This window comes from Anabaena azotica SJ-1, from assembly GCF_047275885.1.
GTDB lineage: Bacteria > Cyanobacteriota > Cyanobacteriia > Cyanobacteriales > Nostocaceae > Trichormus_B > Trichormus_B azotica_A.
In genome coordinates, this window is record NZ_CP178454.1 from 5799781 (window position 1) to 5811738 (window position 11958).

7 protein-coding genes are annotated in these 11958 nt (G+C 41.3%); 4 read left to right on the top strand and 3 right to left on the bottom strand.

All coding sequences use genetic code 11. From position 1 onward, the window contains the following. Positions 1–171: 171 nt before the first annotated feature. Entirely contained in the window at positions 172–2118 is a 1947-nt protein-coding gene (locus tag ACLLO5_RS25210) for a phage tail sheath family protein (RefSeq protein ID WP_413173214.1), read from the bottom strand. Between the two features lie 473 nt (positions 2119–2591). Between ACLLO5_RS25210 and ACLLO5_RS25215 the strand changes: the two genes are divergently transcribed. After that, positions 2592–3374 (top strand): ABC transporter ATP-binding protein, encoded by a 783-nt coding sequence (locus tag ACLLO5_RS25215; protein ID WP_413173215.1) that lies wholly within the window; start codon positions 2592–2594, stop codon positions 3372–3374. Between the two features lie 135 nt (positions 3375–3509). Continuing rightward, on the top strand, positions 3510–5084 hold the full coding sequence (locus ACLLO5_RS25220; protein WP_413176190.1) for an MlaD family protein: 1575 nt from the start codon (positions 3510–3512) through the stop codon (positions 5082–5084). A 262-nt stretch (positions 5085–5346) separates the two neighbouring features. Here ACLLO5_RS25220 and ACLLO5_RS25225 read toward each other — a convergent pair whose 3' ends face one another. Then, a complete protein-coding gene (locus ACLLO5_RS25225; RefSeq protein WP_413173216.1) occupies positions 5347–5643 on the bottom strand; it encodes a DUF3288 family protein in 297 nt (98 codons plus the stop codon). Positions 5644–5965: 322 nt separating this feature from the next. Here ACLLO5_RS25225 and ACLLO5_RS25230 point away from each other — a divergent pair, with 322 nt between their 5' ends. Further along, positions 5966–8413, top strand: coding sequence for an ATP-dependent Clp protease ATP-binding subunit (locus ACLLO5_RS25230; RefSeq protein WP_413176191.1), 2448 nt, complete (start codon positions 5966–5968; stop codon positions 8411–8413). Between the two features lie 301 nt (positions 8414–8714). Here ACLLO5_RS25230 and ACLLO5_RS25235 read toward each other — a convergent pair whose 3' ends face one another. Beyond that, positions 8715–10172, bottom strand: coding sequence for a hypothetical protein (locus ACLLO5_RS25235; RefSeq protein WP_413173217.1), 1458 nt, complete (start codon positions 10170–10172; stop codon positions 8715–8717). 322 nt (positions 10173–10494) lie between these two features. Between ACLLO5_RS25235 and ACLLO5_RS25240 the strand changes: the two genes are divergently transcribed. Next, positions 10495–11913: a DUF3131 domain-containing protein gene (locus ACLLO5_RS25240; protein ID WP_413173218.1), complete on the top strand. Its 1419-nt coding sequence runs from the start codon at positions 10495–10497 to the stop codon at positions 11911–11913. Positions 11914–11958: the final 45 nt, after the last annotated feature.

The following is an 11958-nucleotide window of genomic DNA, read 5'->3' on the forward strand; positions in this document are numbered from 1 at the left end:
GAAAGAAGAAAGAAGAAAGAATTAATTTTTACCCTGCTCCTCTGCTCCTCTGCTCCTCTGCTCCCCTGCTCCCCTGCTCCTCTGCTCCCCTGCTCCCCTGCTCCTCTGCTCCTCTGCTCCCCTGCTCCTCTGCTCCCCTGCTCCCCCTGCTCCCTCATCTCCCCAGTGAACTTAAACGGCAATCTGCCCTGCCATTTGCTGGAATTTGAGGATGACAAATTCTGCTGGTTTTAAGGGTGCATAACCGACAACGATGTTAACAATGCCCAGATTGATGTCGTTTTGGGTAGTTGTTTCACTGTCACATTTGACGAAATATGCTTCTTTGGGGGACTTACCTTGAAAGGCTCCTTGACGAAATAAGTTATTCATAAATGCGCCAAGATTCAGGCGAATTTGCGCCCATAATGGTTCGTCGTTGGGTTCAAATACTACCCATTGAGTGCCACGATAAAGGCTTTCTTCCAAGAACAGCGCCAGCCGTCTGACGGGAATGTATTTCCATTCTGATGCGTCTTGATCAGCGCCCTGACGAGTCCGTGCGCCCCAAACTATTGTTCCATAGGCGGGAAATGTGCGTAGGCAATTAATCCCCAAAGGATTCAGAACGCCATTTTCGGGGTCTGTTAAGGTGTAGGTTAGCCCTTGAGCGCCACGTACAGTAGCCTCAATACCTGCTGGTGCTTTCCATACGCCGCGATCGCTATCTGTGCGGGAAAAGATGCCTGCGATCGCTCCTGAAGCCGGAAAATCCCGCAGCCGGAAATCTTTTTTGGGGTCAGCTGCCAAAATTCGCGGAAAGAAGACAGCCGCATTTTTATCTTTACTAGCACCTACAGCCCAATCACCTATATCTGTAAAGCCCTTTGTGGGTGGGGGATCAATAATATAAAATGCCCGATGATCTGCACAAAATTTAACGGCTTCCGCAATCACGGCTTTACCCGCACTCTCACTTAGCTTGGTGGTTTCAGGAATCACTAACAGGTTGAATAAATCCACATCCCGCAAGGCATATATCCCTGTTTTGGCATCAAATCCACCTAAAATATCATTGGCACTTTGGGGTGGACGACCATCTGCACCTCCAGTTAATCTTGTATTTGCTACTTCTAATGGCCGACGTGTTCTCGCAGCCTGAAATTCTTTGCCACCATTATCTCTTCCTAATTTCAAGGCTGGTGAGGCATCATTATCGGGTGCGATCGTCACTTCTACGCTGGCAATTTCGGCATTGGTGGAAGTTGAAGCCAGTTTGATGAAATTTCCGGCAGATGCGTCTTCTGCACCCTCTGCATTGGCACGAGATACCTCCAGACGAGAGGTTAAGTTAGCTGCGGTAATGGCGTTATTGATAGCTGTCACCAACTGACTGATATCGGTTGGGGGGAAGGATAACTGAGTATTCAAAATCAACGTAAAGATATCTTCTCCATCAATTACGCCCGAAATTTTGATTTGTTTATCAGTTAATGTAGGGAAGGTGGACAAATCACCACTAAGACTAAAACCGCGATCGCTATCACCACTAAATAATCCTGGCACAACTTCTAGCTGAATTAGCTTAGAACTACTATTTACAACATCTACGGCGTATTTAGCAGACTTGCTATTCATACTCAAGTTGAGAAACTTTTCAGTTTCCACAGGAACAAGAGTAGGACTATTACCTTGCTGTACCTGACGGGTAACTGTGAGATTAAAGGTACTTGTCAAAGTCAAAGGAGAAGTACCGTAATCTACTGTCACAAATAGGTCTTCACCCCATTTACCTTTACTAGCAGCATTTACTATCAATGCCTTTTCATTGTCAGCAGATCCATATTGGAGTATTTTACTGGCTGCGATCGCACCTTGAGCAACACGCACTACATAAGCATCAGTACCACCATTCAAAAAGAATTGCTGTATTGAGTAACTGATTTCGCTATCTGGGTGTAAACCACCAAATCCACGTTCAAAATCGCCAAAATTGAAAATACGTACAGCTTTGTTTAACGTACCTCGTGGTGTGTAACCCACAAATGCTGTAATTGAAGTGGCAACTCCTGTAATGGTGCGGACTCCACTGGCAATTTCCTCAATGTAAACACCTGGATAGGTAGGATTTACAGGCATAAAATATTCCTCTAAGAGTGAGTAAGTGCAGATAGAACCAGGCTAGAAATGTGCCAAATAAAGTCCGCTTTTTATCTCCCATCAACAGGCTTTGATGTAAAAAAACGTCAGCATGAATACCACTGCTAGCTTGTTATTATTTTACTCTTTCAGCGGATGTTTTAAAAGTTATTGGTGATATACCAAACTGTCTGGATTGCTTACCCATTGGGCTAGGCAATGTTAGACTGGCTATGCCAGCAATTGCTGTTTGACCCCAGAATCTCCCCCCTTCTAGGGCGGGTAGTATGTCAAATCCTAACCCCCTACAGCCCTAATGCTTGACAGACCACTAGTAGCAATTAAGTACCTGAGCAAAATTAATTCCACATTTTGGGAACAAACAAAAATCTCTGTATTCCTGATCTGTTCCCTGTTCCCTGTACCCTCTCCCAAATATACAATTTATTTTGCACAACTACTTACATATTCCAATGACCGAACCACTAATTGAACTCAAAGGAATTTCTAAAGCCTTTGGTAAAAATCAGGTTTTAGATAATGTTGATTTGCAAATTTACAAAGGGGAAGCGATAGGGATTATTGGCCCTTCAGGAACTGGTAAATCGACGATTTTAAGAATCATAGCTGGTTTATTACAACCCGATGCCGGACAAATTTATATCCAAGGGCAAAAGCGAGATGGATTAATTGAAGATGGTGCTGATACAGTAGGTATTGGGATGGTATTTCAGCAAGCGGCCTTATTTGATTCGTTGACAGTGGACGAAAACGTGGGTTTCTCATTGTATCAGAACTCAAAATTAGAGCGATCGCGCATTCGCCAACTGGTCAACGAAAAATTAGATATGGTGGGTTTACCAGGAATTGGTCATCTCTACCCCTCAGAACTTTCGGGAGGGATGCGAAAACGGGTCAGTTTTGCTCGTGCGATTATGTCCAATCCAGATCATCCCGCAGACAATCCAGAAGTTTTATTATACGATGAACCCACAGCCGGACTTGATCCGATCGCCTCAACGGTAATTGAAGATCTAATCCGCAGCTTACAGTCTATACAAGATGTCTGTAGCACATACTGCATTGTTACGCACCAAGAAAGTACCATTCGACGCACAGCTGACAGGTTGGTATTTCTTTATCAAGGTAAGGTGCAATGGCAAGGTAAAGTAAGTGAAATAGATCATACAGATGATCCGTTGATCAGACAATTTATGAGTGGAAGTATCAATGGTCCGATTCAAGTAGTTGGTTGATACTATTTTAGATTTTAGATTTTGGATTTTAGATTGTGAGATACTTGCTGTAGAAAGTTTTTATGCTTACATCTGCCGTATTCATTTTTCTAATTGGTATCACAAATCAGGACTAGTTTTATGGAGCGCGAAAAAATGCGAAGTCTAATTAGCGGCTTCACCTCTACACGAACTTTTAGAGAAGGCTCAGTGGGATTATTACTTTTACTGGGTTTAGGAGCATTTGGAATCATTCTCCTATGGTTAAATAGAATCACCCCTGGACGCAGTTCTTATAAAGCTGTAGTGGAATTTGCTAATGGTGGAGGAATGCAAAAAGGCGCACCAGTTCGTTATCGTGGCGTAAAAGTTGGTAGTATTTCCAATATAAAAACTGGAGTCAATGCTGTTGCTGTAGAAATTGAAATCAATGATCCTAATTTGCTCATTCCCGCAGATTCTAAAATTGAAGCCAATCAAAGTGGATTAATTAGCGAAAGTATTATTGATATTACCCCAGCAACCGACCTAGCAACGGAAACTAATATTGCTAAACCCTTAGACAAAGATTGTAATCCCAGTCTGATTATTTGTAATAAAACCAGTACATTAAAAGGTCAAATTGGTATCAGCGTTGATGAACTAATTCGTCAATCATCTGATTTTGCGGCTCAATACAATAACAAACAATTTTATCAAAATGTTAATCGCTTGTTAGTAACCTCTGCTGATGCAGCTTCTAGTGTTGCTAACCTCAGTCGAGAACTCCAGAGTGTGAGCAAAAGCTTTAAAGGGCAAATCGGCACATTTTCTAATACTGCTGTCACCATTCAAAAAGCTACAAATGAACTCACCGTAACTACATCTAAAACCGCAAATCAATTAGGTGAAACAGCCAGCGAATTTAGTAAAACTGCAAAACAAGCAGGTAGTTTGTTGAATAATTTAGATGAATTATTGACAAGCAACCGTTCATCCCTAGTTGGGACTTTAAATAATATTACTCAAACTAGTAACCAACTGCGTCAAACAGTTAGTAGTTTATCACCTGCGGTTAATCGTTTAACTGAAGGGGAATTATTGAAAAATTTAGAACTTCTGTCTGCAAATGCTGCGGAAGCTTCAAATAATTTAAAAGATGCGTCCAAGACCTTAAATGATCCTAAAAATATTGTTCTCCTACAACAAACTTTAGATGCTGCCAGAGTGACATTTGAAAATACCCAAAAAATCACATCTGATTTAGATGAATTAACAGGTGATCCCAAATTTCGCCAAAATCTCCTGCAATTGGTGAATGGTCTGAGTAAATTGGTATCTTCTACACAGGATATGCAGGAACAAGCAAAGGTAGCTGTCACCTTAGACTCTATCAAAGCATCTATGGATCAGCCAGCAGTCTTAAGCCCTGTACCTATGCCAACAATAAAAGCTGATATAGAAAAACCTCAAGTAGAAAAACCTAAAAATATCATCACCACCCCCGTTAAAAAAGCATCACTGGAGAAACCCAAAATCATCACTCCCACCCCAATTGAAACACCAATTACAGAGAACCCAGAAGAGAAACCCAAAGTCATAACTCCCACCCCAATTGAAACACCTGATGTAATTCAGCTAGATTCAGAAATATCTACACCACTCGAAACTTCAGTTGGGGAAGTAGGGGAGCAGGGAAGTAGGGGAGCAGAGGAGCAGGGGAGCAGGGGAGCAGAGGAGCAGGGGAGATGAGGGAGATGAGGGAGATGAGGGAGATGAGGGAGATGAGGGAGATGGGGGAAATATTTTCTTCTTATCCTACTGCCTACTGCCTACTGCCTACTGCCTCCTGCCTACTGCCTACTGCCTCCTGCCTCCTGCCTCCTGCCTCCTGCCTCCTAACTCCTGACTCCTGCCTACTGCCTCCTGCCTACTGCCTCCTGCCTACTGCCTCCTGCCTACTGCCTCCTGCCTCCTGCCTTCTGCCTACTGCCTACTGCCTCCTGCCTCCTGCCTAATTCCAATCTTCTTCGTCTTTTTTACCGCGACTTTTGTAAATGCCACCAATGTCATGGAGTTGGCGGGTTTTGGTGAAAAGTTCAGCTTCGGTTAAACCCCAGCGTTGCAAAACTTTATTTAGGTCGTTTTGGATGTCCCGTGCGCCTGGGAAGCCTTGATAGCGAATTCTCAACCTAGCCAATTCTGCTAAATTGTAGTCTGTAGCCTCTTGAGCGAGTAAAATATTAATAAAGGGGCGATCGCGATTGTAAAGAGGATGTTGTTGGTCTTTACTTGCTGAAGATTCTGTCATAATTCTTACAACTGATAGGATTTCAGACTCATCAAGCTTAGAGGCTTAACAATTTATCTAGGAAACCAAAGTGGTAATCAAAATACCGGGAGCAAAAATAGGCTAAAAGCTTACGTCGTCAGCGTTTTTAATTTTTTATCTTTCATCCTTAATTCTGCACAACGACTGATGACGGCAACTACACCCTAGCTCATACGGCTCTCACCACTGTCATCTAACTTTAAATAAAGATACATTATCTTTAAGAAAATACAAAAAACTTTAGATAAGGGTGAACTTTATCTCACCCCAAGTCCAAGCAGCAAGGGAGCAAGAACCCGCTATGTTTGAACACTTCACGTCCGAAGCCATTAGGGTAATCATGTTAGCTCAGGAGGAAGCACGCCGCCTGGGACACAATTTCGTAGGCACTGAACAAATTCTCCTGGGTTTAATGGGAGAAGGAACCGGAGTGGCTGCGAAAGTGCTAGCTGAGTTAGGTGTCACCCTGAAAGATGCGCGTCGGGAAGTAGAGAAAATTATTGGTCGGGGTTCTGGTTTTGTTCCGCCGGAAATTCCTTTTACACCAAAAGTAAAAAGTCTGTTTGAGCAATCTTTTAGAGAAGCTCATAGTCTTGGACACAACTACATAAACACTGAACATTTATTGTTAGGTTTAACCGAAGCCGGGGAAGGAGTCGCGGCCAAAGTTCTACAAAATTTGGGAGTTGAGTTGCAAGCCATCCGTGCGGCTGTTATTAGTCGTTTGGGTGAAGATGTAACTGTTTTCGCGGGCAGTGGAAGCGGTTCTAAGCGTAGCCAAAACCTAAGTATAGAAGAGTTTGGTAGAAATCTGACCAAAATGGCTCAGGAAGGCAAGCTAGATCCTGTGGTTGGTCGTCAACAGGAAATTGAGCGCACTGTCCAAATTCTCGGTCGCCGTACCAAAAATAACCCGGTTTTGATTGGAGAACCAGGTGTTGGGAAAACTGCGATCGCCGAAGGTTTAGCCCAACGGATCATTAACCAAGATGTACCAGAAGTGCTGTTTAACAAGCAAGTCATCAGTCTGGACATGGGGTTACTGGTAGCTGGAACTCGTTTCCGGGGCGACTTTGAGGAACGCCTGAAAAAAATCATGGATGAAATTCGCTCAGAAGGCAATATCATCCTGGTAATTGATGAAATTCACACCTTAGTCGGTGCAGGTGGTACAGAAGGCGGTTTAGATGCAGCTAACATCCTCAAACCAGCTTTAGCAAGAGGTGAACTCCAATGTATTGGCGCAACCACCTTGGATGAATACCGTAAACACATTGAGCGTGATGCAGCTTTAGAACGGCGTTTTCAACCAATTTTGGTGGGAGAACCTTCAGTAGAAGAAACCATTGAGATTCTCTATGGGTTGCGTAGTGCTTATGAACAACATCATAAAGTCACCATCTCTGATGCCGCGGTAGTAGCAGCAGCACAGTTATCGGATAGATATATTAGCGATCGCTTCCTACCCGACAAAGCCATAGACTTAATTGATGAAGCTGGTTCTCGTGTGCGGTTACGTCACTCCCGCATCATCAACAATAAAGAAATCAAACTGCAACTCAAAAACATCAGCAAAGACAAAGCAGAAGCGATCAGAGTTCAGGATTTTGGCAAAGCTAGTAAACTCAATCAAGAAGAACTAGAACTCCAAGCCAAAATAGACTTAGAAGACAATCTGCAAACAGTAAAAGCGATCGTTGACGAAGAAGACATCGCCGAAATTGTCGGTTCTTGGACAGGTGTACCCGTTAACAAACTAACTGAATCAGAATCAGAGTTATTGTTGCACTTAGAAGAAACCCTACACAAACGCCTCATTGGTCAAGAACAAGCCGTTACAGCCGTTTCTCGTTCCATCCGTCGCGCCCGTGTCGGCTTAAAAAATCCTAACCGTCCTATCGCCAGCTTTATCTTCTCTGGACCAACAGGAGTAGGGAAAACCGAACTAGCCAAAGCCCTAGCCGCTTACTTCTTCGGTGCGGAAGATTCCATGATTCGCTTGGATATGTCCGAATACATGGAAAGCCATAACGTTTCCAAACTCATCGGTTCACCTCCAGGTTACGTAGGCTACGACGAAGGCGGACAACTGACCGAAGCAGTAAGACGTAAACCTTACACAGTGCTACTTTTCGACGAAATCGAAAAAGCGCACCCCGATGTATTTAATATGCTACTGCAAATCTTGGATGACGGACACCTCACCGACGCTAAAGGTCGGAAAGTGGACTTCAAGAACACCTTGATTATCTTAACTTCCAATATTGGTTCTAAGGTAATTGAAAAAGGCGGTATGAGTTTAGGCTTTGAATTTGACAATCAAGCCGACGCTAGTTATCACCGTATCCGTAACTTGGTAAATGAAGAACTGAAAGCTTATTTCCGTCCTGAATTCCTCAACCGTGTTGATGATATTATCGTCTTCACTCAGTTGAATAAAGAAGAAGTTAAGCAAATAGCCGAAATCATGCTGCGTGATGTTGCTAACCGCTTAAAAGACAGAGGAATTAAACTCGAAGTCACAGAAAGCTTCAAAGAACTGGTTGTCAGAGAAGGTTATGACCCAAGCTACGGGGCTAGACCTTTACGTCGGGCTATTATGCGTCTGTTAGAAGATTCTTTAGCTGAGGCTATCTTATCTAGTCACATCCTAGAAGGTGATACAGCCATTGTCGATGTTGATGATGATGGTCAGGTAACAGTCAGACAAGCAGAAACCCGCGAATACCTGTTAGCTAATGTTGGCTAAACTGTGAATACCGTCTCAACACTAATCGGTTGAAAATCAAAGGGTAGAGGGGAAAGGTAAAGAAAACACCTTTAACCTTTACCCTTTAAGCATAAATAGAGTAGTCAGGAGTCAGGAGTCAGGAGTATGGCTTACGCCACGCTTCGCTATCAGAAGTTCAGGAGTATGGCTAACGCCACGCTTCGCTATCAGGAGTTCAGGAAGAAGAAAGAATTAATTTTCCTCCCCTGCTCCCCTGCTCCCCTGCTCCCCTGCTCCCCTGCTCCTCTGCTCCCCTGCTCCTCATCACCCCCAACTGGGTTTAAAATTTGATCTGCAACTGACTCTTAAAAGTTTGATTGCTAAATGGAGTATCACCAGTATCTAAATTCCGAACTGCACTCCAAGTATAACCAAAATCTATATCTACATTTGGAGATATTTTAGCTGTGCAGTTAGTTGTATAACTATTACCTCCGCTAGTACCTCCATTCAAAATCTGTCTTCCTAAAGTAGTATTTAAACGACAATTTAAGAACGAAAAAATATCTCCTCCCCAGCCAATTTCACCATTATAAATTAGGAAATTTTCAGGTGAAAAATAGCCGCTAGTATCTTGTCTATTGTTGTTATATTTTGAATAAAATAAATTGGCTGCTACCCAAAATTGTCCGAATTTATGTTCTAATCGGCTATAGGATTGATGTTCCAAGTTATCATCACTATATAAACCAAGACGATATAAAGAGAAAAAGCTTGTATTAGGGTCTATTTGCCAATAAACATTTAATCCAGAATGGAAAGTTTTAATCTCATTTTCTAAGGTTTTGGCATTAGGTTTATAAGCCCCATATTCTAATAATCCTGTTAAAAATAAACCTGATTTTAATTTGTTATCAGAAGTTGCATTAGTGAAAATTGGTCTATCTATCTGAAGATGGAAATTAGGAACTATTGGCAATCTATCAAATAAATCAACTCCCGCAGATGCCTGGATATTATATTTACCTAATTTTCCTTCCCAGCCAAATTGTAGAGGAATATTCGTGATTCTCTCAATATTAGGTTGTTCAAAGGTATTAAATCCAGTTTTGATGTTAATTTTTTCTCCATTTGGTAAACGAAATTGAAAAGTAGGTTCAATAATTTGAGTTGTCTGGAAATCATTAATATCCGCTTGAAATTCCGTTTGCACACTTTCCAAAGCAAAACCTGGCCGACTTGGTGCGGTTGATTTTATTGTCGGTTTGGGTTTGGGTTTTAGTATCGGCTTGGGTGTTGGTTTGGATATGGGTGGAAGCACCCGTGGTTGGGGGGTAAAGTTGTCAGGTGCAGCGATCCAAATAGGTATGAATTTTCTATTAAGAGTTGTATTACTGTTGTCTAAAGCATCAACATTTATAATTCGTTTTGATTTTTCTGCTGATTTGGCAAAAATATGATCTGTATAATTGGGAGCATCGCAAATGTGTGAGTTTACTGTCATGCTGAATGAAGTGAAGCGCAATGAAGTATCTGGCGAGATTATAGAGCCTAATGGCACGCTTCCTAAAGGCTTCACTGCATTATGCTCAGAATGAAAATTTGCAATGTTCTGGCAAAATTGAGATGCTCCCGTGTTGTCTTTTGGAATCTGGGATAAATTCACAGATGAATTAATGGGCTTGGTAAATTCTGAAATAGAGTTCCAATTCTCATCTGCTTGATTAGCATCTGCTGATAACGTATAAATACTGAAAATAGTAATTGTGATTATTGAAAATTCTAAGTATTTTGACATAAATTATTAAGTATAAATTCAGGAGTTTTTTTAAATGTTAATTTCCCAAAAGGGTTGACTATTTTCTGTATTATGTATGTATACAGCAGTTTGCGTAGTTAGGAGGTACAACATCTAAATTCAAACCTATACATAAAGCCACTTTTACTCCTGACTCCTGAATTCTGCTGTATTTTGTATATCTTATTGTGGTTGATTGAGTCAAATTATAATTGATGGTAATATTTGTCTATCAAATTGGGCGAAGTTTTACCAGTTTGCAATATAGCTACATGGTTTTATTCCAAATTTCATTAGGATAGATTCAAGTGCAGTAAGGACAATGAAGATGATTGTGGAATCAGTATTCTCTTTGATCACTCATCAGCAAATTGTGGACTGTGGTAAACATTTATGTCCAGAACGTCCCGCTTTGCTAATTGCTGCACCTGATAACTTTTATCTGGAACCAGAATTACCAAAACCAACTCCTACCCCAACAATCATCAGAATACCGAGAGAAAGATTACCGAAATCTACAAACCCTGCACCTAGTTCCGTGGGTACACCACAACCAACAATTAACCCAAAATTACCTGCTGAAACAGTAAAATTGACTAAAGAAGCAGATAAAATAGCAGCCAAACTAGCTTGGAAATATTTTGAACAGAATTGGAATCCGCAAACAGGTTTGGTGAATTCGGTAGATAATTATCAATGGACTACTTGGTGGGATCAAGGTAGTGCTTTATTAGGTATTCATGCTGCACGACAATTAGGTTTGTTGTCTTCTGACTTATTTGAGTCACGGATGAATACTTTGTTGAAAACTTTGGAAACTATGACAATACCTGCTACAGGTTTACCCAATAAAGCTTATAGCACTAATTCTGGCGAGATGCGATCGCTCAATAATACTCCAGATCCTAACGGTAAAAGTGGTTGGTCAGCGTTGGATTTAGCGAGATTTTTGTTAGCCTTGGATGTGATGCGATCGCATTATCCCGAATACAAAAATCGCATCAATAGCATAGTTTCTCGCTGGAAGTTGTCTAAACTCGTCAAAGATGGTTGGTTAAATGGTGCTTACTTTACTAAAAATGGCAGCATTAATGAAGTTCAAGAAGGAAGATTAGGCTACGAACAATATGCCGCCCATAGCTTAAAACGTTGGCATATTTATGCCACAAATGCTCTTTCTGTGCCACCAACCCAAACCGTGGAAGTAGATGGTATTACTCTGGAAATAGATAAACGCAACTTAAAAAATTCCGGTGCTACCAACTACTTGACAAATGATCCTTATCTACTTTGGGGTTTAGAAATAGGTTGGCCAGATGCTGTTAAACCTCAAGTCCAAAACATCTTAAAATTGCAAGAACAAAGATTTAAACGCACAGGTATTTTAACCGCCGTTAATGAAGATTCCTTAGATCGTCCTCCTTATTTTTTGTATTATAGTGTCTATGCCAATGGTCAATCTTGGCAAGCTGTAAATACTAAAGAAAAAACCTATCCACAACTACGATTTTTGAGTACCAAAGCAGCATTTGCTTGGTTTGCTCTCATTGATAATCACACTTATACCCAAAAATTGAGAGACTATGTTCAGAATTTAGCTGATAAAAATCGCGGTTATTTCTCTGGGAAATATGAAAATCTCCAACTGGGTATTAATAAATCACTCGACGTTAATACTAATGCTGTAATTTTAGAAAGTTTACTTTACCAAGCCAGAAATAAACAACCAATAATTGATTAATTGCAAAATTTCACTCATCATATCAAGTCCGGGTAATTACTTATG

Excerpts from the sequence above, each read along its gene's own strand:
- ACLLO5_RS25210 (WP_413173214.1), bottom strand. The coding sequence starts at position 2,118 with ATGCCTGTAAATCCTACCTATCCAGGTGTTTACATTGAGGAAATTGCC.
- ACLLO5_RS25215 (WP_413173215.1), top strand. The coding sequence starts at position 2,592 with ATGACCGAACCACTAATTGAACTCAAAGGAATTTCTAAAGCCTTTGGT.
- ACLLO5_RS25220 (WP_413176190.1), top strand. The coding sequence starts at position 3,510 with ATGCGAAGTCTAATTAGCGGCTTCACCTCTACACGAACTTTTAGAGAA.
- ACLLO5_RS25225 (WP_413173216.1), bottom strand. The coding sequence starts at position 5,643 with ATGACAGAATCTTCAGCAAGTAAAGACCAACAACATCCTCTTTACAAT.
- ACLLO5_RS25230 (WP_413176191.1), top strand. The coding sequence starts at position 5,966 with ATGTTTGAACACTTCACGTCCGAAGCCATTAGGGTAATCATGTTAGCT.
- ACLLO5_RS25235 (WP_413173217.1), bottom strand. The coding sequence starts at position 10,172 with ATGTCAAAATACTTAGAATTTTCAATAATCACAATTACTATTTTCAGT.
- ACLLO5_RS25240 (WP_413173218.1), top strand. The coding sequence starts at position 10,495 with ATGAAGATGATTGTGGAATCAGTATTCTCTTTGATCACTCATCAGCAA.